Here is a 26,885-nt window from a genome sequence, read left to right as displayed (position 1 = left end):
GCCTTTATGCCTGACATACCGGAGGAACCATGTCACAGATTGCACCGCGCTATCCAGATACTCAGCTTTTGATTAACGGTGAATGGCGCAATGCGCAAAGCGGACGCACAATTGATGTGTTCAATCCGGCCACCGGCGAAGTGATCGGCAAGGTTGCTCATGCTGAGAAGGTTGATCTTGATGCAGCGCTTGATGCGGCTGCCAATGGTTTCAAAATATGGAGCGCAACATCACCATTTGACCGTTCCAAATTCCTGCGTCGCGCGGCAGACTTGCTACGTGAGCGCGCAGATGCCATTGCGCCGATCCTGACCTTTGAGCAGGGCAAGCCGGTTGCTGAAGCCAAAGGCGAAATCCTTGCCGGTGCTGATATCATCGACTGGTTCGCAGAAGAAGCACGCCGCACCTATGGCCAGATCATTCCTGCCCGTGCTGCCGGTGTATCGCAGATCGCATTCAAACTGCCTGTCGGCCCTGTTGCAGCCTTCACGCCTTGGAATTTCCCGATCAATCAGGTTGTGCGCAAGCTGTCCGCAGCTATCGCCGCCGGTTGCTCTATCATCGTTAAAGCGCCGGAAGAAACACCAGCCTCGCCTGCCGAGCTGCTGCGTGTTTTTGTAGACGCAGGAATTCCGGCCGGTGTCGTCAATCTGGTTTATGGTATCCCATCAGAAATCTCAGAATATCTGATCCCGCATCCGGTTATCCGCAAGATCTCTTTCACCGGCTCCACACCGATCGGCAAAATGCTGGCAGGCCTTGCAAGCCAGCATATGAAGCTCTCGACAATGGAACTCGGCGGCCATGCACCGGCAATCATCTTTGATGATGCTGATGTGGAAGGTGCGGTTAAAACTCTGGCTATGTCCAAATTCCGTAATGCCGGTCAGGTCTGCGTCTCACCGACCCGTTTTCTGGTTCAGGAAAATGTCTATGAGCAGGTCGTCGAGTCTTTCACCGAAAAAGCCAAAGCAATTAAAGTCGGTAACGGTTTTGATGACGGCGTACAGATGGGGCCACTGGCCAATGAGCGTCGCATCCCTGCCCTTGAAGCGCTCATTCAGGATGCCGTAGATAGCGGTGCACGCCTGATGACCGGCGGACGCCGCATTGGCAATGTCGGCAATTTCTTTGAGCCGACCGTTTTGGCCGATGCGCCAAAAACCTCGCGCATCATGAATGAAGAACCGTTCGGCCCTGTCGCAGTGTTCTCATCCTTCAAAACACTGGATGAGGTGATTGATGAGGCTAACCGCCTGCCATTTGGTCTGGCTTCCTATGCCTTTACCCGTTCAGCTGAAAATGCGCGTGAACTGGGCATGCGCATTGAAGCAGGTATGACAACGATCAACCATCTGGGTCTTGCACTGCCGGAAGTTCCATTCGGCGGCATCAAAGATTCCGGCTACGGCACCGAGGGCGGTTCAGAGGCAATCAATGCTTATCTGAATACAAAATTCGTTACCCATCTGGTGATCTGACGCCATTTAAACACAATACAAAACCCCGCCTGCGGTCACGCTGGCGGGGTTTTTTCTTTCGCTGAAAAAGCAATAAAATTATATAAATACAGTTTGATCTTTCAAATTGTTGCGTTAGGCTCCCTCATGAGCAGGCCAATTATAAAAACACGGCCGCATGAATGAGGGGACTAAAGCATGACACTGATGACATCAGTCAAAACACGCAATCTGAACAAGCTGGCTCTTGCGCTGGCTTTCAGCACAGCCTTAACCGGTTCGGTTCTGATGAACGCCGCCAATGCAGCCACACCGGCTGACACTCTGGTTATCGCTATGGCGACAGATGACGTGATTTCGCTAGATCCGGCAGAATCCTTTGAAATTACAACGGCCGAAATGCTGGCGAACAGCTATGGCCGCCTGTTGCGCACCGATTATAAAGATCCGTCCAAACTCGTTGCTGATATTGCCGAGAGCTGGGATGTTTCCGAGGACGGCAAAACCTTCACCTTTAAAATCCGTAAGGGTCAGAAATTCGCCTCCGGCAATCCGATCACCGCGCATGATGCCGCCTTTTCGCTGCAACGCGCGATAAAGCTCGATCAGAGCCCCGTTTTCATTCTCAGCCAGTTTGGCCTGACCAAAGACAATGTGGATGAAAAAGTCTTTGCCAAAGACGATGACACGCTGATTTTCACCTCCAAAAAAGCCTTTGCACCATCATTTGTCTATAACTGCCTGACCGCCACAGTGGGTTCGGTCGTTGACAGTAAATTGCTCAAGGAACATGCAAAGCCGGTAACGCCGACAGCAGATTCCAAGGCAGACAATGATTTCGGCCATGAATGGCTGAAGCGCAATTATGCCGGTTCCGGCGCCTATGCGATCAAGGATTGGCGCCCGAATGAAATTATCATGATGGAGCGCAACGAGAATTATGACGGTGAAAAACCGCCGCTCAAACGTATCATTTACCGCTATGTGAAGGAAAGCGCTTCACAGCGTATTATGCTGGATGCCGGTGATATTGATATTGCCCGCAATCTCGAGCCGGGCGATCTCGAAGCTGTGTCCGCAGATAAGCGTTTTCACACGGCCAGCGCGCCGAAAGGCACGATCTATTATTTCAGCCTCAATCAGCAGCATGAGATACTCTCCAAGCCGGAAGTTCGCCAGGCTGTGAAATATCTGGTGGATTACAGCGCCATTCAGTCGACGCTGATTAAAGGCATCGGCACCATTCATCAAAACCTGCTTCCGGCCGGTATGCTTGGCGCGACAGACGAAAACCCGTTCAGCCTGAATGTTGAAAAAGCCAAAGAACTGCTGGAAAAAGCAGGGCTGAAAGACGGCTTCACGATTACAATGGATGTGCGCAACACCCAGCCAGTCACCGGTATTGCGGAATCCATTCAGCAGACCTTTGCCAAGGCCAATATCAAGCTGGAGATTATTCCGGGTGACGGCAAGCAAACACTTACAAAATACCGAGCACGCAAGCATGATATCTATATCGGTCAGTGGGGCATCGACTACTGGGACCCGCATACCAATGCTGATACTTTTGTGACGAATCTGGATAATTCCGATAATGCGGTTTCAAAAACCAGTGCATGGCGCAACTCCTGGGAAATTCCTGAACTGACCCAGAAAACGCTGGCTGCGGTTATGGAAAAAGATGCGGATAAACGCGCACAGGAATATCTGGATATTCAGAAAGAGTTCCGCGACACCAGCCCGTTCACCATGATCTATCAGTTGAATGAAGTAGCGGTTGTTTCCAATAAGGTGAAAGACTTCATCATTTCACCGGATACCAACTACGTTCTGAAAGCCTCTAAAGAGCAATAAAGACAACAAAACCGGCCGCAAAAACCATCTGCGGCCGGTTTTTATCATAGTTTCAAAACAGCATTCGTTTTCAAAGATACTTTAGCAGGGACATATTTGAAAATAAGTCGCTCTGCTTGTGTCGTTTAGCGCACAACCAGAATAGCAGTTTTGGTATGGGTCAGCACTTCGCTCGTCTGGCTACCCAGTAGCAGACGGCCAATACCGCGACGGCCATGTGATGTCATGACAATCAGATCAACATCCGCATGTTGACTGAAATCAATAATCGCCTCTGCCGGCCAGCGCTCATCAATATGCTTCAACGCAGGCGTGATACCATGCTTTGCAGCTGCTTCACCGGCTGCTTTGAGAATATCCTGTGCCTGACGCGCCTGATTATCATTGTAAATTTCAATATCTTTCGGGCTGGCAATCCAGCCTGCGCTGCTGGCAGTCGCCATCATCGGAAAAGGCTCTGTCACAGTCAGCACGGTAACCTTGCTGCCCAGTTGGCTGGCCAGTTGCAAGCCCTGCTCCAACCCTTTTTGCGCCAGTTCAGATCCGTCTGTAGCAATCAAAATATGCTTATACATTATGCTGTCCCTGCCCTGTAAAATGATCTGTCTTCAGTGAACCCGGAGCCAAAGCATCAGGAAACCTCACACTGAAGCGGTTTTATCTTAATCGGCATAATATCATGTGTGAAGCCGGTTTGCGCTCATTGCGATCAACAAAATAGTGCAAAATATTAAAGACCTAAGAATTACAGGTCATCACAGCTTAAAATAATAAAATATTGTGATACCATCATTTGAGTAACGTGATAAAATTATCATATTGCCTCAAAGATAATAACTTTGATGAAGGTAGATTTTATTCTGTAAGGGTACTCAAACGCTGCAGGAGAAATAAAATGAAACTTATTTCTAGAATTTACGGTCATTACGGCTCAGCAAAGCAGGTCGTGCATAATCTTGAGGCTGCAGGCTTTCCTCACTCCGACATCATCATTGTCAGCCGCAAATTTGCGGAAGAAGATACAACGATGTGCGATGAAATCGTCAACTATGCCGGTATCGGCACAGTGATCGGCGGTATCGCCGGTCTGATCGCAGGTTTAGGCCTGATCGCAGTACCGGTTGTAGGCTCTGCGGCTTTAACAGCGGGCTGGCTGGTGGCTCTTTCAATCGGCATGATCAGCGGTGCGGCCATCGGCGGCATCATAGGCAGTGTTATCAGCTCTTTCACCTCTCACGGCATCAGCAAGGAAGATGCCCGCCTGTGCATTGAGGCCTCCAAACTTGGCAACACAATTATCAGTCTGCGCCTGAAAGGTGGGGCAGAACACCTCTCCGAAACACAGGCCGCTCAGATCATGGACGTTCCGGGCGCACTGACAATTGACCAGTTTCGTGACCATATGCACCAACAACGGAATACTGACAACACGGGTTCCTATACAGGAAAACCGGTTCACCGAACCTGAACCGACGGATGCAAATATGTTGGCTGAGATGCGATGCCGGTTATAACCGGCATCAGATAAAGCAACCTCTATCCTTCTTTATGGAAAGCTTGCGGTAAACTCATCGCGCTTTTCTGGCTAGTAAATAGCACTTTCGGATCAATACGCCCGACACCACGATAAGGGCTGGTATGGATTGCAAGAATCCACATACTCATCGTCGCTGTCACAATATAAATAGTGAGTGCCTTGCGCCCCGCTTTAGGCCTGTCCGCATGAACAGAGGCGATAACAACCAAAGTCAGAACTGTCAGGAAGAAGACCAGATACCACTTGTAATGATTGACAGAGCTCGACCCCAGCGCAAGACGCGTGTTGCGTGCATCCTGCATTTCATCAAAATCCCGCACCATTTGTGACATCAGTGCCCCTGGTATATCCCCGCGTGCAAGGCTAATCATCGAGACACGGATATTCTGTAGCGCCTCTTCAACCGCGCGGGCGGGCTGGCTATTGTAACCGTTATGCCATTCTTCAGAAATTACCGTTACGCGGTAAACAGTCAGGGCCTTGAGCAGTACCGGATCATTCAGGGCTTCCGGCCTCGCCATACCAATCAGACGGGTGATGGATGAGCGTTCTTCGCTTGCTGCCTGATCTGCGCGGCCATTCACTGTCCAGATATCGGCAGCGACAAATCCCAGTGCCAGAGCCCAAGCCGTTGCAATTGTGCCGACAAATGCTGCAATCGGAAGCGTCAGTATATCTTTAGATGCCTGCCTTCCAAAGATGCGCAAAAACACCAGTCCGATAATATAAAAAATTATTCCGCAAACACAGAACAAAAAAAACATCAGAATTGGTGATATACCGAACAAATGTTGCATTCTGCCCCCTCTGAGCTTTTCGCGCGCAATCAGCATATATTTATCACCTGAACACGACAGGCTTTGCCTTGTATTCAGGTTGAAGCACTTTGGGCGTTCGATCAGGTACACCTGAAAGACACAATAATGCGACAAATAATAGAATCCAAAACGGGCGCTATGAATTCGATTAAACGCGACACGCTCCAGTATTTAACCCAATGCTTTGCGCTATTCTCTGTGTTTATTCAATATACTATAGCACAATAAATTATCACAGAATGGCCGATTGTCTTCCCACACCCTGGGCAGAAAAGATCAGCCGGATTTTCTCCGGCGCAACAGCCGCTTTACTCACTATATCCCGCTTGCTGGCGCATATAATCACGCGGAGAGCTGCCCAGCATTCTTTTGAACATGGTCGTGTAAGCCGCTGCACTTTCATAGCCTGTATCAAAGGCGACTGATGTAATGGCCTCACCGGAGGCCAGTTTTGGCAGTGATGCAAAAATACAGGCCTGCTGGCGCCATGTTACGAAGCTCACACCTGTCTGCGCCCGAAACAGCCGCGTAAAAGAACGGCGGCTCATGCCCAGTCTCTCTGCCCAGCTATCAATACCCGCAGCCGGATCAGGTTCTTTCAGAAAAGCTTTGCAAAGTGCTGCAAGCACCGGTTTTTCCGGAAACGGCAATCCCAACTCACGCACCGGCAGGCGCTTAATTTCATGCGTCAGCAGATCGAAGAGCAACTGACTGCGCTCATCCTTTTCATCCGGCTTTTGCAGCTTAACCACCTCTGCGAGTAAACTGCGCGTCAATTCATTGACCGAGAGCACACAAGGATAATCGCTGTGTTCATAATCACGCATATAAACGGATTGCATCTCAACACCGGAAAACATCTCAACACGATGTTCAATACCGCGCGGAATAAGCAGTGCATGATCCGGCGGTATCATCCAGCGTCCGCGCTCTGTTACAACCAGAGCCACGCCTGAACGGGCATAAAGAAACTGCGTGCGGGAATGGCGGTGCAGCGGTATCTGCAGCCCGCCCGGATATTGCCTCGCAAGAGCCACAACCGGATCCGCAGCATGCTCAATCAGATCAAAACCCTGCGCAATCAGTGTATTTATATCATCAGGACTATTTAAATGCATGATTTGGCCCAGTTAAAAAACTTTACGTCCTTAGCACGAAAGCAGGCCAGAGCAAAGCGGACTAAGCAGAATGCTGCCTGTCAGGGTAAAATCAAAAACCGGCAGCCATACCGGAAACTCAATAGTCTGCTCTCAGCAAGGGAGCCGGTAGCGGCACGGAAATATCAAACCCTGACTTTCTGAAACAATGCGTATTTCAGCAATCTCAGAGAATTTCCAGCAAATGCACAATCATTTTGTGCAGGAAATGCAAGGGAATAAAGAAACAGCGCGATTCCGGCGTTTCCGTTGTAAATGGACACGCTTCGAAGTGCGGCGCATTGTTCCAAACGGCATAACATATCCGGAGCACTTGCAATGACTACTGTGACCAGCCAGTCACCTAAAATAACTGAAACCGCCACCGTATCTCTGATCGTGGTTGTCAGTTTTTGCCATATGTTCAACGATATTATGCAATCGCTGCTGTCAGCGATTTATCCGTTGATCAAAGCCAATTACAATCTGGATTTCCGCCAGATTGGTCTTCTGACCATGACCTTTCAGGTCACCGCCTCGCTGCTGCAGCCGGTGATCGGCATTATCACAGACCGCTGGCCGATGCCCTATTCACTGCCGCTGTCGAGCGTCAGCACATTTACCGGCCTGTTGCTGCTCGCCAATGCAGACAGCTATACAGTGCTGCTGATCGGCTCCAGCCTGATCGGTCTGGGTTCCGCAATCTTTCATCCGGAAGCTTCGCGTGTTGCCCGTATTGCATCCGGCGGACGTCATGGTTTTGCGCAGTCCCTGTTTCAGGTAGGCGGCAATTTCGGCTCTGCGCTCGGACCATTGCTTGCAGCTTTCATCATTCTGCCGAACGGTCAGTCGAGCGTTGCATGGCTCGCAATCATTGCTGTTTTCGGCTTTATCGCCCTGACACGCGTCAGCCGCTGGTACGCCGAAAAACAACGCCAGAGCAAAAATAAACCCGCTGCAGACCGCACATTGCCGCTCCCGCAAGGACGCGTCATGTTCGCTATTCTCGTGCTTGTGCTGCTCACCACAACCAAGAATGTGTATATGGCCAGCATCTCCAGCTATTTCACATTCTTTGTTATCGAGAAATTTGACGTCACAGTGCAGAACGCCCAGCTGATGCTGTTCCTGTTCCTCGGTGCGTCTGCGGCCGGTGTTTTCATCGGCGGCCCGATCGGTGACCGCATGGGCGCCCGCTTCGTCATCTGGTTCTCGATCCTTGGCGTTATTCCTTTCGCCCTGATGATGCCCTATGCCAACCTGTTCTGGACCTGCGTACTGGCAGTCGTTATCGGCATTATCTTTTCCTCCGCGTTCTCTGCAATCGTGGTTTTTGCACAGGAACTGGTGCCGGGGCGCGTTGGCATGATCGCCGGTGTATTCTTCGGCTTTGCCTTTGGCGCGGGTGGTATCGGCGCTGCTTTGCTCGGCGATTTTGCAGACAGCAGAGGCATTGAATATGTCTACTGGCTCTGCTCTTTCCTGCCTTTGCTCGGCATTCTGACTGTGCTGCTGCCGCGCCTGCCAAAGAAACAGTAACCGCAATAAAAAACGGGGAAGGCAACATGCCTTCCCCGTTTCACTGTCAGAACGACAAAACCGGACTTTATTTCTGCACAAATTCCAGCAATTCATCATAGGCTTTACAGGCTTCAGCAGCATCTGTTGTGCCCTGATACTTTGTCTGCATTTCCTGTGACTTTGTCATGATTTCCTGAGCTTTGCTCGGATCCTTCATGATTGCTGCCTGAATAGCCGCAGTAACTTCATTCACCTTCGTTGTCAGCTCTTCCTGTGTGCAGGCCGAAGCTGCAACACTGCTGGCCGCAGTAATCAGCAGGGCAGAGAAGGACGCAGCAATCAGTGTCTTGATTTTCATATAAGTATCTCTCTTCACGGTTCATCGTTAAACGAGCAAATATTTTATGCAGCAGCAGCTTAGGATGGGATTTTAATCCTTCCTAATAACAAATTATTTTTCTTGAAAATAAAACCGGCTGAATGACTGCTATTTCCCTTTACTCCGAAAATGAACTATAAAATATACACGGATGATTTTGGGGGAGTATCATGTTGCGGGCGTTATTTTTGTCTGTTGGTTTAATGGCGGTAAGCACCAATGCCTGGGCGCAGGTGATTGATACATACAGAGCACGTCTGAGCAATCAGGATCATTACAACTCTTCCGGCACACAGCTGAACTCGGCCGCAGCAATTATTCGTCAGGATCGCGCCAATTTTTACTTGTTTGGTAAAATGGATCCAGAAGATGAATCAGACGCATTCTTCAATGATAAAGGGAATCGCGCACGGCTGGAAAAAATGCTCTCCCGCGGCATGCTCTCCGAGGATGATCTGGATGTGATTGTGAATGGCAGACCGGTCATACGAGTAGACATTCATCAGGATCATGTGGAAGTCACCGTTGAGGAGCACTGAGCAGTCTCAGCGTACATAACCGGCATCACCTGAAGCTGCATCATGACAAAGTGCCTGAGAGGCAGCAGCAGCCTCTGATCATTCAGCTGGCTTCAAAGCTTTCCAGAAATAGACCGTTCCGGTCACTCCCCCGTGAGGCTTCAATGCAAAGTCAGGCACTTCTCTTACCCGTATAAAGCCCAGCCTCTCATATAAAGCCACTGCACCTCCCTCACTTGCCGTATCCAGCATCAGATGTGAGCGGCCATGTTGCCGTGCCAGAGTTTCTGCCGCCTGCATTAGCAGTGTTGCCACACCCTGCCCGCGATAGCTGACCGCCGTCATCAGCTTGCCAATTTCAGCACGATGCGGTTGATTAGCGGCCTGCACAAAAAACAGGCTGACTGTTCCGGCAAGCTTATCACCGTCAAATGCGCCGAGAATAATCCGTTCTCCGCTTTCAGCAGACTTCAGAGCGCTGACCCAGAAGTTTTCGGCCTCTGCCGGATCAAGCGGATGCATAAAACTGACTGATCCGCCACTTGCAACAGTCTCTGTCAGAAGATCGCGAAGCATCCCGATATGGGCACGTTCTGAAGAAACAGGCCTTACATCAAAAGCAGTCATACCAGTCTCTTTCCAGCTCGAAAAAACGACAACAAGCTGCCTCGAGTGATTATACTCAAGGCAGCCGATCTAAAGACTAAAATCCGTCAAAACTTATTCAATACCCAGAAACTTGAAGGCTTCAGTTTGCTGAAATTTCTCATTCACATTGCCGGCGAATATATTGGTCTGATTAGCGCCGAGATCGAGCTTTTTGACTTTTCCGGTTTCAGCAGAAAAATCCAGCCCCTTCAGATCAACCCAGAATGTATTTGGCGTCAGCGCTGATTCAAAGAAATATAGTTTGCGCTTCTGATCCGCCACAGTTCTCCAGCGCGTGGAAGAGATATTCGGCTGATCCGGCGTTGTGATACCAAAAGGAACCGACACATTGCGGATAACACCAAAAACACTTGCAAGCGCTATATCCGGATTTTCATTTTTAGGAATAGCATTGATATAAAATGATGCGCGGGCAAAGCGATCGGATGCGCGATTAGTGCCGGGCAGCATCACTGTTCCGCCAATCTGCTGCCAATAACTGTTCAGCGCCAATTGCTGCTCAAATGTCGGGGAATTGGTCATGACCTGATAGTCACGGCTGTGATGAATAACCTGTTTCCTGTCAATATATTCGACAATAGCGCTATCGCCTGTGGCATCCGAAATTGAGAGGTGCAGGGTTGCAAGGCGGCTTTCGCCCGGCACATTATCCGTCACAATCGTATAAGGCTCTTCTTTCAGAGCACGCACAGCTTCTTCAACCGTGGCATAGTTATCAAGCACATATTGCGCCCATGCAGCGATTGTCAGACCCGGCTTATCCTTTGTGAATTCCGGATATTCGGACTCCACCAGCCACAAGACACTGGCAGAAAGACCTGCTTCATTCATGCCATCTGTGGTCGCAATATCATAGCCGGAGGCAATAACACTGCCATATTTGGACGTCCACTCGATGGAGTTTTCACCGGTCTCGCCATTGCGTTTCATCCCCTTCGGAAACACCCAGAGATTGGTCGCTACATCAACTTTTCAGTCCATTGAGCGCGCAGTGATAACATCGTCATTTGCACCCTGATAGACAACACGGGTACAGGCTTCAGCTATCAGCGGCGACGCAAACAATGACAAAGCAACTGTTTTAGCCACGAGAACGGAACGAACAGATTTACGGTGCAGAAACATCAGAAAACCCCGCTTTTTGAATAATATCAGAACCGCATGGACAGACCGAGAACCGGCCCGTGCTGCACAACATCCCATTTAAAGGTATGACCAGTAAAATCATCACCCTGATAATCCTGCGACAGAACGCGGTAACCAATGCGCAGATTGGTCGGACGGTCGAACAGGAAAGTCCGGTAACCGAGATAGGCCTGTGCATTCACACTGAGTTTGGAACCGACGCCGAAACCGCCGATATCAGCCTCGCCGGACAGATTCCAGCGCTCGTTCAGATCAGTTTTCAGACGCACGCCGATAAACGGGTCTGTCCATTCTGCTTTTTTGGTGACGCTGAATCTTCCCACTGCAAGGTCAGCTTTAATTTTTGTCCAGCGTACACCGACTGTCGGCTCAACTGTAAAACGCTGCGGATCATTGAAAACGGTTACGCCACCAAGTTCCTGCTCATAAACGCGATAAAACGCACCGCCGGAAATCGACGTTGTCTTCACATTCAGAGCCAGCTCATTTTCAAACAGGTTTTCGTCCTGAGTGGTGGAGACATATTGACCGTCAATATAAAAACCAAGCGGGCCTTTAACAATCTCGACATTGCCCATCACAGCCATATCAAGATTATCAAAAATCTCGGAAAACGGGATGTTCACATCCGTATGAATACCGGCCAGCGCGGACTTACCTTTGAGCGAAGCGCCCCAAACATAAGGGCTGACGATGATTTTCCAACCATCTTCGGCAATATATTTCGGCTCAGAAACATCTGCTGCCATTGCAGTACAGAGCATAGAAAGACTGGATAAAGCAGATGTGGTGAAAAGTGCAATATTGCGCATATTCAGGCATGCCCCTTGCCGGATAAATTCAAATTTTCCGGGTAAGTTTAGATTCTATTGCGAAAATAGATCATTATCGCATGCGGTCAACTTCCCGCAGAAGTATTTGCGCAGTAATCGCTAAAGCCTCCTCCGGTTTATAGAAATAGTTTTACAGAAATATGATGAAACGGGATTACTCCGGTATCTCCAGATCATAAACCAGAATACCATTCACGCCTCCCTCTGCTGCCGCCACCAGCTTTGCGCCGGTCGCCTGATGTTCAGGATCAGCAAGATAGGCATCACGGGAAGCGGCAGTGTCAAAATCCACGATAAAACCTTCGGAATGCCCCTTATCCATTCCCGCTTCAGGGCTGACATTTCTGCCGACATGCGCAGCGACAAAGCCCTGCAATCGAGATTTCAGCGCTGCAATTTCTGCAAACATCGCCTCTTTTTCTGCCTTGGTGACGCTTGCTTTAAAACGAATAAACACACAATGCCGGATCATATCTTTTCCTATCGAATATCAGAGTGTGCCCGCAGGCGTTGATCATTGCGTTCATGGGTAAAAACAGCAGCAGGCAATGGCGGCAAACCGCGAATAATATCGGCTCCCTTTTCCCCCACCATAATCGTCGGCGCATTGGTATTGCAGGACGGCACGCGCGGCATCACCGAACTGTCGCATACCCGCAAACCATCCAGACCGTGAACTTTAAGATCAAGTCCGACAACGGCATCGGCTCCGGTTCCCATTTTGCAGGTGCCGACCGGATGATGATCGGTCTTGGCATTGGCACAGGCATAATCAAACAAATCCTGATCACTCGTCACACTCGCCCCCGGCAAGCGCTCTGCCATGATGAACGGCTTCAATGCAGCCTGCTGAAATATTTCACGGGCGATTTTCAGCCCCTCCAGCGACATTTTCACGTCATGCGGATCAGACCAGTAATTCGGATCAATCAAAGGGGCAGCAGCAGGATCAGCCGATTGAAGCCGGACTGTGCCGCGTGAGCGCGGATGCAAATAGGCAGAATTAAGCGTGACACCGGCATTTTTAAGCTTTTCAACGCCCGCCTCAATGCCGGAACCAAGGCCCAGATGAAACTGGATATCCGGCGAGCGTGCCTGTGGGTCTGCATACCAGAAGCCACCCGTCTCGAACAGGCTGGAAGCCACCGGCCCTGAGCGGAACAGCATATATTCAAGCCCTGCCCATAGCGTTCGATGCAGCTTGGCAACATTGTCATAGGTATGATCGCCCGTGCATTCCGAAATCACAAACAGATCAAGGTGATCCTGCATATTGGAGCCAACGCCGGACAGGTCATATTGCACTTTAACCCCGACGGATTGCAAATGATCCGCAGGCCCTATGCCCGATTGCAGCAACAATTTAGGCGAGCCGATCGCACCCGATGTTACAAGCACTTCACGCTCAGCCCGTATTATCTCGGTGCCTTTGGAAGTGGCAATCTCAACACCCATCGCCCGCGATCCTTCAAGCACAATACGTGTCACCACTGCACCTAACCTGATCGTCAGGTTCTTACGGCTTTTAAGAGGAGCGAGATAAGCAAGCGATGCAGAAGAGCGGCGGCGATTGCGTTGTGTCAGCTGATAAAACCCGACACCGGCCTGTGTTTGGCCGTTAAAGTCATGATTATAGGGAATACCCAGTTCCTGCCCCGCGCGGATATAAGCATCACAAATCGGAAGTGCTGAAACCGGCATCGAAACGCCCAGCGGCCCGCCATAGGAATGATAATCATCGGCAAAACGCTGATTATCCTCAGCACGCTTAAAATAGGGCAGCACCTCACGGTAGCTCCAGCCCTCGCAACCATCCTCCTGCACCCACAGATCATAATCGGCAGCATTGCCACGTGTGTAGAGCTGGGCATTGATTGTCGAACCACCGCCAACTACCTTGGCCTGCGTATAACGCAATACCCGCCCTTTCATGTGTTTTTGCGGCACGGTTTCCCAGCCCCAGCTGGCAACACCTTTTGTCATCTTGGCAAAACCGGCAGGCATATGAAACAGCGGATTACGGTCACTGCCGCCTGCCTCCAGCAACAGCACTTTCACATCCGGATCTTCAGACAAACGATTGGCCAGCACACATCCGGCAGGCCCCGCACCGGTGATAATATAATCATAAAACATCATGCTTCCCCCTTTTTATAAGCGGGCTATCGACAATCCGCCATCTGCGGAAATGACCGAACCAGTAGCAAACCCCATCGTGCCGGAGGCAAGGTGGGCGCAAATCGCACCAATATCCGATGCCTCGCCCCAGCGTTTAACCGGCACCAGACCGCCCTCAATCAGCGCGTCATATTTTTCTGAGACCTTAGCTGTCATATCGCTGTGGATGATACCGGGGCGCACTTCAAAAACGGCAATCCCGCTTGACGCCAACCGCAGTGCCAGCCCCTGACTGAAAGCAGACAAACCGGCCTTGCTGACACAGTAATCAAGCCGCTCCGGCGAGCTCATCGTTGCCGAAACCGAGGTAATATTGATGACTGAACGGGCATTAGAACCGTTTTTCACAGCCAGCATTGCACGGACAACAGCCTGCGTGAAAAATATGGTTCCCCGCAGATTGGTGTTCATGATCACATCAAAGTTCTCAGGCGAGAGATCAAGAAAATCCCCGCGCACAACAGAACCGATGCCTGCATTATTCACCAGGCAATCAACCGAACCGAAATGCCCGACTACAGCTTCAACCGTCGCCTGATGCCCTGTAAGGTCAGACAAGTCTGCTTGCCAATACTGCGCGGCGGCACCTGTAGCGCGCAATTCTTCAATCACAGCATCATCTAAAACAGCGGCTTCAAGACCGGTTACAGCAATATCATAACCTGACTGTGCCAAGGCTTTGGCAATACCAAAGCCGATACCACGGCGACCGCCGGTAATCAGTGCAACCGGACGTTTGTTTGCTGTCATGACTGCAAATCCTTTGCAGAAATATGCGCGGCCACACGCAGAGCCTGTGCGGCAATCGTGAGTGCCGGATTAACCGCCGCTGAAGTCGGCAGAAATGATGCATCAACCACAAAGAGATTGGGATGGTCATAGGCACGGCAATAAACATCAAGTGGTGCCATTGCTGGATCATGCCCCATTCTCACAGTACCGCACTGATGGGACGGCGTGCGCTTATCAAAAGTACGGGACAGAACTATCGGAAATCCTGCCGCTTTCAGCACCGTTTTCAGCTTTTTCACCAGATCAAGATGCGCCTGCCAATTGGTACGCTTCCATTGCATGATGATGCGCTCACCATCTACAGAAATCCTGCTTTCAGGATGCGGGATATCCTCGCTCATCGCATAAAAATCAATAGCATGAGAGGAGACTTTGTTCAGAAGCCATTGCGGCACACGCGGCAAATTCGCTTTCAGAATTTTGCCTGATACACGCCCCAGCAACTGCACATTCCCTAAAGGAGCACCACCCTCGTCGTCAGAAAAGTAGAAATCATTAAAACCGAATGTTTTCTGATAAACGGATGTATTTTTATACCACGGTGAAATCGCCAGCACGGCGCTCGCATTGTGGTTCATAAAATTACGTCCCACCTGACCGGAAGAATTGGCCAATCCCTGAGGTTGCTGTGCACTGGCTGAACGCAGCAACAATGCGGCAGATTGTACGGCTCCTGCCGAGAGGATCACCAGCTTCGGCGATAATTCCTGCTCCTGCCCGTCCTTGATAAAACACACCTTCTCAATGCGCTTGCCGTCAGCCACAGTCTTCAGTCGGGTTACCCGTGAGCCGGTTTGCAGACGCACATTTTTATAGCAAAGGGCTTTAGCCAAAGCGGTGGTTTCAGCATCCATTTTGCCGTCATCGCAATTCGGATGCGCATCCCACGGTGTTTTTGCTTTACGTAGCCAACGATCAATATCAACGCCCAGCGGCATTGAAAAAGGATGCAGGCCATTGGCCTTTAAACGCTGCCGCACCTGAGCAATTGCAGGCTCCTCCGGAACCGGAGAAAAAGCATAGTCTTGCGAATGAAACGGCTCTGTCGGATCTTCTCCCGATATGCCGCGCACCTGATACAATTGCTCGGCCTGCGAATACCAGGGTTCCAGCTCATCATAGGCAAACGGCCATGCAGGCGACACACCTTCCCTGTGCTGTATCGCTCCAAAATCTTCGGCACGATAGCGCATCAGCACCGCGCCGTAGAATTTAGAATTTCCGCCGACATTATAATAATTGCCGGGATTGAAGGCGCGGTAGGAATTATCGGAACCGAGCCGCTCATACCACAACTCATCAGGGCGGAAAAAACCGCGCTAAATCGCTTCCTGATCACGGTTCTCAGGCCTGTCGGGCAGATGCTCGCCCGCCTCAAGGATCAGAATTTCAGCCCCGCTTGCGGCCAAACCCGCAGCAATGGTTGAGCCGCCAATCCCCGAGCCAATGATAACAATATCCGGTTGTTTTTGTGATGCAGCACTCATGTGCCCGCCTCACGCAATACGCTGCTGGGTCTGCGGATCGAAAAATACGGCCTTATCCAGATTGAACGCCAAACGTGCGTTTTGCCCTGCTTGAATATGCGCATCCGCACGCAACCGTGCCACCACTTCCTTGCCGCCAAGCTTGGTTACGGCAAACGTGTCTGATCCCGCGGGCTCGACCACCTCAATATGGCAATCACCTTCCGCTATGGTACCGGCATTGCGGTCTGTCCCGTCCGGATCGGTCAGCGCTTCAGGCCGGATGCCGAAGACCACCTGTTTGCCCAGATAAGCGCCCAATGCCTCATGCCCCGGTGCGACCGGCAATTTCAGCGGTGCTCCATCCGGTTTTTCCAGTGAAACCTGCATACCGCCCGCACCATTTTCAATGGTTGCCGTCAACAAATTCATTGCAGGCGAGCCCATAAAATCGGCCACAAACATATTGACCGGCTTGTTATAGATTTCAGCAGGCGTGCCATATTGTTGTAAAATACCGTCTTTGAGCACAGCAATTTTAGTTGCCAGCGTCATGGCCTCAATCTGGTCATGGGTCACATAAACGATTGTGGTTTTCATCCGGTGATGCAGCCGTTTGATCTCGGTACGCATATCCACACGGAGTTTGGCATCAAGGTTAGACAGCGGCTCATCAAACAAAAACACCTGCGGATTGCGCACCAGTGCCCGCCCCATCGCCACACGCTGCCGCTGCCCGCCGGAAAGCTGGCTCGGCTTGCGATCCAGCAAATGCCCGATCTGCAACATATCCGACACCTGACGGATTGCCTTCTCACGCTCCTCTTTCGGCACACCGCGGACTTCCATACCAAAAGCGATATTTCCGGCCACCGTCATATTCGGGTAAAGCGCATAGGACTGAAACACCATCGCAATATCGCGTTTCGACGGCGGCAGATCAGCAACCGGCTGGCCGTTAATCGCAATGTCTCCGGACGTAATCGGCTCCAGTCCGGCAATCGTGTTCAGCAAAGTAGACTTGCCGCAACCGGACGGGCCCACCAGCACCAGAAAGCCGCCTTCCTCAATTTCAAGATTAATATCCTTGAGGATTTCAACAGAACCATAGGACTTGCGAAGGTTTGTAATTTTAAGAAATGACATGAATTATCCCTTCACAGCACCGGACATCAGACCACGCACAAAATAGCGGCCAGAAACGATGTAAACGATCAGCGTTGGCAGTGCGGCAAGTATGGCAGCTGCAAAATGAACATTGTATTCCTTCACACCCGTGGAGGAAGAAACGAGATTGTTGAGTGCAACGGTCATCGGCGTTGATGAGGCGCCGGAAAAGGATGCACCGAACAGAAAGTCGTTCCAGATATTGGTGAACTGCCAGATCACCGAAACCACAATAATCGGCCCCGAAGACGGCAGCAGAATGCGCCGGAATATCTGCATAAAACTCGCTCCGTCGATCTGCGCGGCACGTACCAGCTCAGTCGGAAACGCTTCGTAATAATTGCGGAAATACAGCGTGGTAAATCCGAGACCATAGATGACATGCACCATTATCAGCCCCCAGATCGAGCCGGACAGACCGATCATGCCAAGGATGCGTGCCATCGGGATCAGTACAATCTGAAACGGAATGAAGCAGGACAAGAGCAACAGGCCGAAAAAGACATTGGAACCGCGAAAGCTCCATTTCGTCAGCACATAGCCGTTCAGCGCACCGACAATAGTGGATATGGCCACGGCCGGAACCACCATAAGGATTGAGTTGATGAAAAACGGCTTCAGCCCTGTCGGTTGCACGCCGATCTGCGCCGTTGACCATGCGGATAACCACGGCTCAATCGTCCATGCCTGCGGCAGGTTAAGCATGCCGCCTTGCCGGATTTCATCCAGCGGTTTGAAAGAGTTGACCACCATCACGTAGAGCGGCAGCAGATAATAGACAGCGAAGATCAGCAGCAGCGTATAGATCAGCGCGCGGGTTAATCTGCCGTGCGAAATGACGTTTTGCGGATTTGCAGAACCACTCATCAGCGCTTCCCTCCGCGAACTTCCGAATAGAGATAAGGAATAATAATCGAAAAGATCATCGCCAGCATAATGATAGCGGATGAGGCACCAATGCCCATCTGGTTACGCGTAAAGGTGTAGGAATACATGAAAGTCGCGGGAACCTCGGTCGCCTGTCCGGGACCGCCGCCGGTCAGAGCCACCACAAGGTCATAGGCCTTGATGGCCAGATGCGCGAGCACCACGAAGGCCGACAAAAACACCGGACGCATCATCGGAATGATAATCCGGCGATAGGTGGTAAATGTCGATGCACCGTCAATCTGCGCGGCCTTGATGATTTCATTATCCACGCCGCGCAAGCCCGCCAGAAACATCGCCATAATAAATCCGGAAGACTGCCAGACAGCGGCAATCACCACGCAATAAATCGCGTAATTACGATCCTTGATCCAGTTGAACTGAAAGCTTTCCCAGCCCCAGAGATGCATGGTGTTTTCAAGACCGATCCCCGGATCAAGAAACCACTTCCACGCCGTACCGGTAACGATAAAAGAAAGCGCCATCGGGTAGAGATAAATCGGACGAAGAAATCCCTCACCACGGATTTTCTGATCCAGCATAATTGCCAGAAACAACCCGAGCACAGAACATATAATGATATAAAGCGAGGCAAAGATCGCCAGATTGGAAATTGCGCGCCACCAATGTGGCAAAGCCCAAAGTTTGGAATAATTCTCTAATCCCACAAAGTTATAGGATGGCAGCATCTTGCTGTCGGTCAGCGACAGAAGACCCGTATAGGCAATAAAGCCGTATACAAATATCAGGATAATAAAAAAGCTCGGAGCCAAGACAAGTTTTGGCAACAGCTCCTGCAATCGGCTGCGGCTATTCATGGTCAGTCACCACACTTGGCGCTCATCAGGCCAGACAACCGGACAGGCGCTTAAAAAAATACAATTTCAAATGCTATCAATAAATGATCCGCACGCAGAACCGCGCCGGATATCAGAGGCCGCCGCACTGGCAGCCTCCGGTTTTGCAATTCAGTTTATTGGGCAGCGGCAACGGCCGCCACGAGTTCCTTCACGGCCTCTTCCGAGTTCAGCTCGCCGTTAAATTCACGAGTTACGACATCGTAAATCGCATTTTTAACTGCTGCAGGATTGGCATAGCCATGCGCCATAGAGCCGAGCATGGTGCCCTTTTCACTGGCTTCTTTCACGTCAGCAATTGCCTTTTTACCGCAGGCATCAAAGGCAGTATCAGGCACATCGGTGCGTGCCGGTGCAGACCCTTTGACCACATTAAAGGCAGACTGGAATGCAGGGCTTTCAATAGCCGAGGCCATTTGCAGCTGTGCGGGAACCTTGTCGTCTGCAACCTTGAACATTGCAAACATATCGGAGTTGAAGGTGACTGCACCCTGCGTGCCCGGATAGCGCATGCACACGAAATCTTCGCCCGGTTTTTTACCGGCCTTCACGAATTCGCCTTTTGCCCAGTCGCCCATAAACTGCAGACCGGCTTTGCCTTCAATCACCATAGCCGATGCCAGATTCCAGTCGCGACCGGAGAAATTGTCATCAACATAAGAGCGCAGCTTGGTCATACGATCAAAAGCCTGTTTCATCGTATCGCTGCCCAGAGCTTCAGGGTCGAGATCAATAAAGGCTTTCTTGTAGAAGTCTGTACCGAATGACAGCACTACAGCATCAAAAATAGTGCCGTCCTGCCAAGGCTGACCACCATGAGCCACAGGGGTAATGCCCTGTTCCTTGAACTTATCGAGCAATGCGATCAGTTCATCCCAGTTTGCAGGCTCTTTACCACCCGCTTTATCGAGGGCAGCTTTGTTGATCCACATCCAGTTGGTGGTGTGCACATTCACAGGGGCAGCAATCCAGTGCCCGTCATATTTGGCAAACTCTTGCAGCGGAGCCGGAACCACCTTCTCCCAGCCCTCTTTACCGGCAATCTCATCCAAATTGCCAAGTGCACCTTCTTTCGCCCAGTCACGAATGTCAAAACCGAGCATCTGCACCGCAGTCGGCGGGTTTCCGGCAGTAACGCGCGCACGAAGTACGGTCATGGCTTCAGTACCGCCACCACCGGCAACCGGCATATCTGTCCAGCCGATCCCTTTACCTTCCAGATCTTTCTTGAGCACATCAAGCGCAGCGGCCTCACCGCCAGCTGTCCACCAGTGAAGAACCTCCACATTCTCCGCGGCTTGCGCCGCACCGGCCATGAAACCTAAAGCCATTGCTGTTGTTGTCATTAACTTGCGCATCGTATTCCTCCCGTTTGCAAGTTGTCAGCAGCGGAACCCTCCCGCGTGGTCATTACCAACTGTCCTCCCCGAACAGCGTAAATTTTCGGCTCATATATTTAACTATGTCCGTCCACTCGCTCCGAATAGGACGTTACAATTCTCCGTTCGTCAAGCAGTGTCCGGTAAAAATCAAATCGATTAAAATATTATTCTTCAATCACACACCCATAAAGTTTTACGTGAGCCGATATGCATATTCAGGGTTTTTGTTTCCGTAAAATCCTCCACCGCATGGCGGCCGAGTTCACGTCCCTGCCCCGACTGCCTGTAACCGCCAAACGGCAGCTCCGGCGCACCATCCATAAAGGTATTCATCCAGATAGTGCCCGCCCGCACCTTACGCCCAACGGTCAGACATGTATCAAAATCGCGGCTCCAGACACTGGCAGACAGGCCGTAATCAATAGAATTTGCAATGTGGATCGCTTCTTCCGCTGTCTCAAATGTCAGCACAGACAAGACCGGCCCGAACACCTCTTCGCGTGCAACGGCCATATCCGCAGTAACATCTGACAGCAAAGTGAGCTCCATGAAGTGACCAGCGCCAAAGTCAACAATCCCGCCACCGGAAACAACTGTTGCACCGGCCTGCGATGCGCCTGAAATATAAGTGCTGATTTTTTGCAGATGCTGCGGGCTGATGATCGCTCCGACCTGCGTTTGCGGATCGAGCGGGTCGCCCAGTTTTACTTTTTTCGACAAAGCAGCGATGCGGGAAACAACATCATCCGCAATGTCTTTATGCAGGATCAGCCGTGATCCGGCATTGCAGCATTCACCGGCGTTGAAATAGGCACCGAACACTGCCGCATCAATGAAAGCATCAAGATCAGCATCCGGGAAAACAATCTGCGGGTTTTTACCACCCAGTTCCAGCGACACTTTTTTCAAACCCTGCGCCGCATTCGCCATAATCAGACGGCCAACACCCGTCGAGCCGGTGAAAGACACCATGTCCACATCGGCATGCGTACTCAGCAAAGCTCCGGCATCAGCGCCGGTGCCGGTAATTATATTCACAACACCGGCAGGTATGCCCGCCTCGATCAGAATTTCGCCCAGAACCAGCGTGGAACCTGAAGTCAGCTCCGACGGCTTAACCACGCAGGAACAACCGGCAGCAAGAGCGAAAGGCAACTTCTGGCTGACAATCAAAAACGGAAAATTCCACGGTGTAATCATTGAGACAACGCCGATTGCCTCGCGCAGCACCACGCCAAGGGTACCATCCCCGAGCGTATTATAGCTCTCGCCATGCAGATCACGGGCAAGCGCTGCCGCATAGCGCCAGATATCAACCGCACCGGCGATCTCGCCGCGCACCTGACTGATGGGCTTACCGGCTTCAATCGCATCCAGAAGGCTGAGCTCTTCAGCACGGCTCTCAATCAGATCTGCCGCTTTCAGCAAGATATTCGAGCGTTCAGCGCCGGTTTTATTCACCCAGCCCCCCGCATCAAAGCTCTGCCTTGCAGCGGCGATAGCACGCTCTGCATCAGCTTTGGTGCCTTCGGGATATCGGCTTACAGTCACACCATGACTTGGCGCTGCACGCTCCAGCACACCGCCTTCAAGAGCCGCAACCCATTCGCCATTAATCAGCATTTTAAAATCGCGTACCGCAAAACCCGTCAAAAGCTTTGGTGCAACCAAAACCGCCATTACCATTCTCCCTTAAAATCTGCCGGACGTTTTGCGGTAAAGGCTGCAACACCTTCCTTCAGATCACCGGTCTGAGCAACAAGGATAGAGCCGAGTGTCTCAACTGCTGCGCCATTATCCTCACCATTGGCAACGCCGATCATAAGCTTTGATATTTCAAGCGCAGCAGGCCCGCGTTGCACAATACGTGCCGCATAGTTTTTTGCGGCCTGCATGACAGTTCCGGTTTCCGCCACCTGATCTGCCAACCCGTATTTAAGTGCCTCATCTGCGGTAAATATCTCACCGCCCAACACCATCCGGCGAACAATCTGCGCACCAAAGCGCCGCACCAGACGCTGCGTACCGGACCAGCCGGGCACCATACCAAGCGAGGTTTCAGGCATTCCTATTTTAACATGGGCTTCTGCAATACGAATATCAGCAGCACCGGCGAGCTCCAGCCCGCCCCCGAGTGCATGACCGTTGATGGCCGCAATCAACGGCATGCGCAATGTCGCCAGCCGGTCAAACACACGATGACCAAAATGTACCCATTGATAGCCGAACTCATTGGCCTCCATCGCACCCCACGCTTTAATATCACCACCGGCAGAAAATGCTTTGCCCGCTCCGGTAAGAATAGTCACCCGCACCGCACTATTGGCTTCCAGCTCATCACAGGCTGCGGAAAGCTCTTTCAGCATTCCGATGTCAAAAGCATTGAGTTTATCCGGTCGCGTCACGGTGATCGTGGCAACAGCGCCGTCAATTTCGGTAATGATGCGCGGCTCAGTCATGATCTGCCCACTTTAATCTGCGTTGCGGTTTTACCGGCAAAGTCAGCCCGAAAGGTGCATCCGTAAATAAAGCGGCATCCATCAGTTTCAAGTCAGGCGAAATAATCAGCGGAAATTCTGACTGATCGAGAATATGGCTCTGCAGATCAACGCCTGGCGCAATCTCGGTCAGCATAATGCCTTGCGGTGTCAGCTTCATCACGCAGCGCTCGGTGACATAGGTAATATCCTGCCCCTGAGCGACTGCGCGCGCACCGGAAAAAGTCACATGCTCCGTTTCATTGACCAGCTTTTTCAGCTTGCCTTCTTTTTCAATAATCAGCCTGCCGCCTTCAATGCCGAGCTTTGCGCCTGCATTGAACATGCCTGAAAAAACGATCTTCTTTGCCCTGCCGGTAATATCAACAAAACCACCGGCGCCCGCTGTCACATGCGGACGGAAAGACAATCTGGAGACATTGACCGACCCGTCACGGCCGATCTCCAGAAACGAAAGCAGAGAGGCATCAAAGCCGCCGCCCTGAAAATAGGTGAACTGGTAAGGTGAAGGCATATAAGCATCGGCATTGGAGGCGCAGCCAAAGGCAAAATCCAGCAATGGCACGCCGCCGACAGCACCTTGCTCAATCACCCATGTGACCGTGCCATGCAGCCCTTCTTCCATCAGAATACGCGGCACATTGGCTGAAATGCCGAAACCGAGATTAACGCAGCTCCCCGCCTCGAGCTCCTGCGCAACACGGCGTGCAATAACCTTCTGCACATTAAATTCAGGTACACGGAAGCTCTCCAGCGGCCTGAATATTTCACCGGACATTGCCGGATCATACAGCGTCTGTGTAGTCTGCTTTTGCTCCGGATCAACAATGATATAATCCACCAGCATTGCGGGTACCCGCACATCATGCGGCTTCAGCGAGCCTTGTTTGGTAATACGCTTCACCTGCGCAATGACAATGCCACCATTGTTGCGCGCCGCCAAAGCCTGATCCAGCCCGCCGAGAGTGGCGCCTTCATGCTCATAAGTGAGATTACCGTGCTCATCTGCGGTTGTAGCGCGGATAATCGCTACCTGCGGCACAATATTCGGGAAATGCAGCCAAACCTCATCCGCAAACTCAATCTTGTTCACGATGGGTTGTTGTGCAGCGGCCGCATTCATGGCGCAGCCCTGCCGGTCAGGATCGACAAAAGTATCCAATCCGGTTTTTGTTATCACACCCGGTCGTTTGGCAGCAGCTTCGCGATGCATATCAAACATAATGCCGGAAGGCACATTATAAGCCGGAATTTCATTATTACCGATCATCTGCCAGATGAGCGGCGGCTCAGCGAATGACGGACCGGAGGGGTATGACCCGCCGATGATCTTCGCCAGCAGCCCCTTTTTAGCGATATGATCTATTCCCTTGATGCCGCTCATATCCCCTGCCGCAATCGGATGCAGCGTTGTGAGATTGCACGGGTGGCCGGTAGCATCAAAATGCTCACCGATTGCCTTCAGCATCAGATCAGGGCAGCCAAGCCCGCTTGATGAAGAAACGGAAACCACAGCATTATCGGGGATCAGAGCGGCAGCTTGTGCAGGGGTAACATGTTTGCTCATCTCATCACGCTCCCAAACCGGTTCTGATTTGAACAACACCGCCGCTTTTCACGGATTGAGCCACGGCAAGCGCTGTCGCCAGCGACCAGATACCGTCTTCATCGCTGGCAGAAACCGCGCCTTTGCCCTTAACCGCATTGTGAAATGCCTCCAGTGCAGTCTCATAAAGATTGCGCTGCTCCAGCGGCAGAACCTGCTCGCCCTCTGTGTTGTGCAGAACAACGGTGCCAATCGGTTTTTGCGTCATCACATTGCGGGCGATCAGCGAGCCTTCTGTGCCATGCACCTCAAAGCCGGTTTCAGCATATTGCGTGGTAAAACCATCATGGAACTGCGCAATAACACCGGATTTAAAACGCAGAACACCCATCACCGCATCTTCAAGCCCTTGTTTTCCCATACCACCCGATTGACTGAGCGCAATGGCTTCAACCGGATCATCATTGAGTACAAACCGCAGCGTATCAGCATCATGCACGGTTATATCAAGAATGACGCCGCCACCGGCCTGCGGCTTATCAAGCCGCCAGCCCTGCAAATGCGGCGGCAGATAAACCGCATGAAAAACCCGTGCGGAAAGTGGTTTGCCGATCCTGCCCACAGCAATGGCATCACGCATTGCGCGGTGGCTGGCGGCATTGCGCAAATGATGATTGGTGGCAAGTACCACACCCGCCTCTTTGGCGGCTTCGATCATCGCATGGGCATCATCAAGCGCTAGCGCCAGCGGCTTTTCACACAGCACGTGCTTTCCCGCTTTCGCAGCAGCTATTGCCTGATCCCGATGCAACTCATTGGTAGTTGAGATATAGACAGCATCAATTTGCGCATCATTGACCAGCGCATCAAGTGTGGTCACGGCGCGGGGGATCTTGTGTCTGGCTGCATAGGCCGCACCACGATCAGCATTACTGCTCATGACGGAGACAATTTCGCCACCCGTCGCACGGATTGCATCAATCACCCATTCACCGGCGATTGTGCTTGCACCGACCAGCCCCCATTTCACTGTCATTCTGCAACCCTCCTCGCGCCATTATTCAGGCCTGCTCCGCAGCTCTCCCGCACCACAAGGCGCACAGAACTGACAATCGCCTCCGCATCCGCCTGCCCTGCATTAATCTGTCTAAGCAGCAATTGCGCTGCCTTCTGCCCCATGCCCTGCGGATCAACCGATACGGTGGTGAGTGCAGGAACTGCCGTTTTGGCCTCGATCACATCATCAAAGCCGATGACCGCAAAATCCGCTCCCGGCTCCGTACGTCGTGCCCGTAAACCGTCACACACACCGAAAGCCACAGCATCATTAAAACAAAGCGCCGCAGTCGGGCTCCGCTCAAGCAGCAGAGCGCGCCCTATGGCATCCACACCACCAGCGCGCGAAGGCGCAGAACCGATGGCTAGTCTTTCTTCAACAGCAATGCCGGCCTTTTGCAGCGCATCTTTGTAGCCCTGATAGCGCTCGGCATAGACGCCGGTATCAGCAAAGCCGCCGAGAAAGGCGATACGGCGATGCCCCAGAGCCAATAAATGCTCAACAGCAGCAAATGCCCCGCCATGATTATCTGACATCAGAGATGAAACTTTGGCACCAGCCACATTGCGCACGGTCATCACAACCGGAATTCCGCTAGCAACCAACGGTTTCAGGTCAGCGGCATCCGTGCCGCGCGCCGGTGAAATAATCAGTCCGGAAATGCCATGCTCACGCATGGAAGAAACAACCTCGCGCTGGCGATCCAGGCTCTCGCCGGTATTCGACAAAAACTGCACATAACCGGCCGACTGCACAACCAGATCAACCCCAACGGCAAGCTCGGCAAAAAAACTATTGGTCAGATCATTAACAACAATGCCGATGATCTTTGACTTGGCATTGGACTGACGCAGATTAGCTGCACCGCGGTTATAAACATAACCAAGCTCACGGATGACCGCCGTAACCTTTACCCTCGTCGCTTCATTCACCAGCGGCGAATTTTGCAGCACAAGAGATACGGTCGACTTCGACACGCCAGCAGCACGGGCAATATCAACAACGGTTACACGTTTCTGGATCACGACACTCTCCTTGCTTTTCCATGAAATTAGATCGTTCCAAATTTGTCAAGTCCTCAAATAATGACGAAAAGCACACAAAACTGGCTATTGCGTAAATTTATTTTTGAAATTAGGCTTTG

General features: G+C 51.5%; 23 protein-coding genes and 2 pseudogenes. 5 read left to right on the top strand and 20 right to left on the bottom strand.

The window, feature by feature from the left end; translation table 11 throughout:
* Positions 1-29 precede the first annotated feature (29 nt).
* Entirely contained in the window at positions 30-1,481 is a 1,452-nt protein-coding gene (locus tag P8H26_RS01540; RefSeq protein ID WP_289631088.1) for an NAD-dependent succinate-semialdehyde dehydrogenase, read from the top strand.
* Positions 1,482-1,658: 177 nt separating this feature from the next.
* Entirely contained in the window at positions 1,659-3,314 is a 1,656-nt protein-coding gene (locus P8H26_RS01535) for an ABC transporter substrate-binding protein (protein WP_374708197.1), read from the top strand.
* A gap of 125 nt (positions 3,315-3,439) precedes the next feature.
* Here the strand turns inward: P8H26_RS01535 and P8H26_RS01530 are convergent, their stop codons facing one another.
* The gene (locus P8H26_RS01530) at positions 3,440-3,889 is read right to left on the bottom strand and encodes a universal stress protein (RefSeq protein ID WP_289631087.1); all 450 of its coding nucleotides are present in this window, start codon (positions 3,887-3,889) and stop codon (positions 3,440-3,442) included.
* 320 nt (positions 3,890-4,209) lie between these two features.
* On the opposite strand from P8H26_RS01530, the gene P8H26_RS01525 reads away from it, so the two are divergent.
* The gene (locus tag P8H26_RS01525; RefSeq protein WP_289631086.1) at positions 4,210-4,782 is read left to right on the top strand and encodes a hypothetical protein; all 573 of its coding nucleotides are present in this window, start codon (positions 4,210-4,212) and stop codon (positions 4,780-4,782) included.
* Between the two features lie 68 nt (positions 4,783-4,850).
* Here the strand turns inward: P8H26_RS01525 and P8H26_RS01520 are convergent, their stop codons facing one another.
* Positions 4,851-5,564, bottom strand: a complete 714-nt coding sequence (locus P8H26_RS01520; protein WP_289631230.1) for a hypothetical protein — start codon at positions 5,562-5,564, stop codon at positions 4,851-4,853.
* Positions 5,565-5,977: 413 nt separating this feature from the next.
* The gene (locus tag P8H26_RS01515) at positions 5,978-6,787 is read right to left on the bottom strand and encodes a helix-turn-helix domain-containing protein (protein ID WP_289631085.1); all 810 of its coding nucleotides are present in this window, start codon (positions 6,785-6,787) and stop codon (positions 5,978-5,980) included.
* 357 nt (positions 6,788-7,144) lie between these two features.
* Here P8H26_RS01515 and P8H26_RS01510 point away from each other — a divergent pair, with 357 nt between their 5' ends.
* Positions 7,145-8,344 (top strand): MFS transporter, encoded by a 1,200-nt coding sequence (locus P8H26_RS01510; protein ID WP_289631083.1) that lies wholly within the window; start codon positions 7,145-7,147, stop codon positions 8,342-8,344.
* Positions 8,345-8,411: 67 nt separating this feature from the next.
* Here the strand turns inward: P8H26_RS01510 and P8H26_RS01505 are convergent, their stop codons facing one another.
* Positions 8,412-8,684: a hypothetical protein gene (locus tag P8H26_RS01505; RefSeq protein WP_289631080.1), complete on the bottom strand. Its 273-nt coding sequence runs from the start codon at positions 8,682-8,684 to the stop codon at positions 8,412-8,414.
* A 209-nt stretch (positions 8,685-8,893) separates the two neighbouring features.
* On the opposite strand from P8H26_RS01505, the gene P8H26_RS01500 reads away from it, so the two are divergent.
* Positions 8,894-9,244, top strand: a complete 351-nt coding sequence (locus tag P8H26_RS01500; RefSeq protein WP_289631078.1) for a hypothetical protein — start codon at positions 8,894-8,896, stop codon at positions 9,242-9,244.
* 78 nt (positions 9,245-9,322) lie between these two features.
* Here P8H26_RS01500 and P8H26_RS01495 read toward each other — a convergent pair whose 3' ends face one another.
* The 16 genes and pseudogenes from P8H26_RS01495 to P8H26_RS01420 all read right to left on the bottom strand — a co-directional run bounded on the left by P8H26_RS01495 (position 9,323) and on the right by P8H26_RS01420 (position 26,766).
* The gene (locus P8H26_RS01495; protein ID WP_289631076.1) at positions 9,323-9,850 is read right to left on the bottom strand and encodes an N-acetyltransferase; all 528 of its coding nucleotides are present in this window, start codon (positions 9,848-9,850) and stop codon (positions 9,323-9,325) included.
* 93 nt (positions 9,851-9,943) lie between these two features.
* Positions 9,944-11,017, bottom strand: a pseudogene (locus tag P8H26_RS01490) (linear amide C-N hydrolase).
* A gap of 26 nt (positions 11,018-11,043) precedes the next feature.
* Complete coding sequence (locus P8H26_RS01485) at positions 11,044-11,850, bottom strand: hypothetical protein (RefSeq protein ID WP_289631074.1); 807 nt, start codon at positions 11,848-11,850, stop codon at positions 11,044-11,046.
* Positions 11,851-12,025: 175 nt separating this feature from the next.
* Positions 12,026-12,343, bottom strand: a complete 318-nt coding sequence (locus P8H26_RS01480) for a Dabb family protein (RefSeq protein WP_289631072.1) — start codon at positions 12,341-12,343, stop codon at positions 12,026-12,028.
* 8 nt (positions 12,344-12,351) lie between these two features.
* On the bottom strand, positions 12,352-14,007 hold the full coding sequence (locus tag P8H26_RS01475; RefSeq protein ID WP_289631229.1) for a GMC family oxidoreductase: 1,656 nt from the start codon (positions 14,005-14,007) through the stop codon (positions 12,352-12,354).
* A 15-nt stretch (positions 14,008-14,022) separates the two neighbouring features.
* Positions 14,023-14,799, bottom strand: a complete 777-nt coding sequence (locus tag P8H26_RS01470) for a 3-ketoacyl-ACP reductase (RefSeq protein ID WP_289631071.1) — start codon at positions 14,797-14,799, stop codon at positions 14,023-14,025.
* Positions 14,796-16,328 (bottom strand): annotated as a pseudogene (locus P8H26_RS01465) (FAD-dependent oxidoreductase). Before P8H26_RS01465 ends, P8H26_RS01470 begins: the two are co-directional and overlap by 4 nt.
* A 9-nt stretch (positions 16,329-16,337) precedes the next feature.
* Entirely contained in the window at positions 16,338-17,453 is a 1,116-nt protein-coding gene (locus P8H26_RS01460; protein ID WP_289631069.1) for an ABC transporter ATP-binding protein, read from the bottom strand.
* A gap of 3 nt (positions 17,454-17,456) precedes the next feature.
* A complete protein-coding gene (locus tag P8H26_RS01455) occupies positions 17,457-18,341 on the bottom strand; it encodes a carbohydrate ABC transporter permease (protein ID WP_289631068.1) in 885 nt (294 codons plus the stop codon).
* On the bottom strand, positions 18,341-19,219 hold the full coding sequence (locus P8H26_RS01450) for a carbohydrate ABC transporter permease (RefSeq protein ID WP_289631067.1): 879 nt from the start codon (positions 19,217-19,219) through the stop codon (positions 18,341-18,343). Before P8H26_RS01450 ends, P8H26_RS01455 begins: the two co-directional genes overlap by 1 nt.
* A 155-nt stretch (positions 19,220-19,374) precedes the next feature.
* The gene (locus P8H26_RS01445; RefSeq protein WP_374708196.1) at positions 19,375-20,616 is read right to left on the bottom strand and encodes an ABC transporter substrate-binding protein; all 1,242 of its coding nucleotides are present in this window, start codon (positions 20,614-20,616) and stop codon (positions 19,375-19,377) included.
* Positions 20,617-20,811: 195 nt separating this feature from the next.
* Positions 20,812-22,326 (bottom strand): aldehyde dehydrogenase family protein, encoded by a 1,515-nt coding sequence (locus P8H26_RS01440; protein WP_289631066.1) that lies wholly within the window; start codon positions 22,324-22,326, stop codon positions 20,812-20,814.
* Entirely contained in the window at positions 22,320-23,099 is a 780-nt protein-coding gene (locus tag P8H26_RS01435; RefSeq protein WP_289631064.1) for an enoyl-CoA hydratase/isomerase family protein, read from the bottom strand. Before P8H26_RS01435 ends, P8H26_RS01440 begins: the two co-directional genes overlap by 7 nt.
* Positions 23,092-24,705 carry an acyl CoA:acetate/3-ketoacid CoA transferase gene (locus P8H26_RS01430; protein ID WP_289631063.1) on the bottom strand — a complete coding sequence of 538 codons (1,614 nt, stop codon included), beginning with the start codon at positions 24,703-24,705 and terminating at the stop codon, positions 23,092-23,094. Before P8H26_RS01430 ends, P8H26_RS01435 begins: the two co-directional genes overlap by 8 nt.
* A gap of 4 nt (positions 24,706-24,709) precedes the next feature.
* A complete protein-coding gene (locus P8H26_RS01425; RefSeq protein WP_289631062.1) occupies positions 24,710-25,720 on the bottom strand; it encodes a Gfo/Idh/MocA family protein in 1,011 nt (336 codons plus the stop codon).
* Positions 25,717-26,766 carry a LacI family DNA-binding transcriptional regulator gene (locus tag P8H26_RS01420; RefSeq protein ID WP_289631061.1) on the bottom strand — a complete coding sequence of 350 codons (1,050 nt, stop codon included), beginning with the start codon at positions 26,764-26,766 and terminating at the stop codon, positions 25,717-25,719. The genes P8H26_RS01425 and P8H26_RS01420 overlap by 4 nt, the downstream gene beginning before the upstream one ends.
* Between the last annotated feature and the right edge of the window lie 119 nt (positions 26,767-26,885).

This window comes from Pseudochrobactrum sp. sp1633 (assembly GCF_030376605.1).
Classification (GTDB): Bacteria; Pseudomonadota; Alphaproteobacteria; order Rhizobiales; family Rhizobiaceae; genus Pseudochrobactrum.
This window is presented reverse-complemented; position numbering and strand designations above follow the sequence as displayed.

Coding starts and splice junctions, on each gene's coding strand:
- P8H26_RS01540 (WP_289631088.1), top strand. CDS start 30: ATGTCACAGATTGCACCGCGCTATCCAGATACTCAGCTTTTGATTAAC.
- P8H26_RS01535 (WP_374708197.1), top strand. CDS start 1,659: ATGACACTGATGACATCAGTCAAAACACGCAATCTGAACAAGCTGGCT.
- P8H26_RS01530 (WP_289631087.1), bottom strand. CDS start 3,889: ATGTATAAGCATATTTTGATTGCTACAGACGGATCTGAACTGGCGCAA.
- P8H26_RS01525 (WP_289631086.1), top strand. CDS start 4,210: ATGAAACTTATTTCTAGAATTTACGGTCATTACGGCTCAGCAAAGCAG.
- P8H26_RS01515 (WP_289631085.1), bottom strand. CDS start 6,787: ATGCATTTAAATAGTCCTGATGATATAAATACACTGATTGCGCAGGGT.
- P8H26_RS01510 (WP_289631083.1), top strand. CDS start 7,145: ATGACTACTGTGACCAGCCAGTCACCTAAAATAACTGAAACCGCCACC.
- P8H26_RS01505 (WP_289631080.1), bottom strand. CDS start 8,684: ATGAAAATCAAGACACTGATTGCTGCGTCCTTCTCTGCCCTGCTGATT.
- P8H26_RS01495 (WP_289631076.1), bottom strand. CDS start 9,850: ATGACTGCTTTTGATGTAAGGCCTGTTTCTTCAGAACGTGCCCATATC.
- P8H26_RS01485 (WP_289631074.1), bottom strand. CDS start 11,850: ATGCGCAATATTGCACTTTTCACCACATCTGCTTTATCCAGTCTTTCT.
- P8H26_RS01480 (WP_289631072.1), bottom strand. CDS start 12,343: ATGATCCGGCATTGTGTGTTTATTCGTTTTAAAGCAAGCGTCACCAAG.
- P8H26_RS01475 (WP_289631229.1), bottom strand. CDS start 14,007: ATGTTTTATGATTATATTATCACCGGTGCGGGGCCTGCCGGATGTGTG.
- P8H26_RS01470 (WP_289631071.1), bottom strand. CDS start 14,799: ATGACAGCAAACAAACGTCCGGTTGCACTGATTACCGGCGGTCGCCGT.
- P8H26_RS01460 (WP_289631069.1), bottom strand. CDS start 17,453: ATGTCATTTCTTAAAATTACAAACCTTCGCAAGTCCTATGGTTCTGTT.
- P8H26_RS01455 (WP_289631068.1), bottom strand. CDS start 18,341: ATGAGTGGTTCTGCAAATCCGCAAAACGTCATTTCGCACGGCAGATTA.
- P8H26_RS01450 (WP_289631067.1), bottom strand. CDS start 19,219: ATGAATAGCCGCAGCCGATTGCAGGAGCTGTTGCCAAAACTTGTCTTG.
- P8H26_RS01445 (WP_374708196.1), bottom strand. CDS start 20,616: ATGCGCAAGTTAATGACAACAACAGCAATGGCTTTAGGTTTCATGGCC.
- P8H26_RS01440 (WP_289631066.1), bottom strand. CDS start 22,326: ATGGTAATGGCGGTTTTGGTTGCACCAAAGCTTTTGACGGGTTTTGCG.
- P8H26_RS01435 (WP_289631064.1), bottom strand. CDS start 23,099: ATGACTGAGCCGCGCATCATTACCGAAATTGACGGCGCTGTTGCCACG.
- P8H26_RS01430 (WP_289631063.1), bottom strand. CDS start 24,705: ATGAGCAAACATGTTACCCCTGCACAAGCTGCCGCTCTGATCCCCGAT.
- P8H26_RS01425 (WP_289631062.1), bottom strand. CDS start 25,720: ATGACAGTGAAATGGGGGCTGGTCGGTGCAAGCACAATCGCCGGTGAA.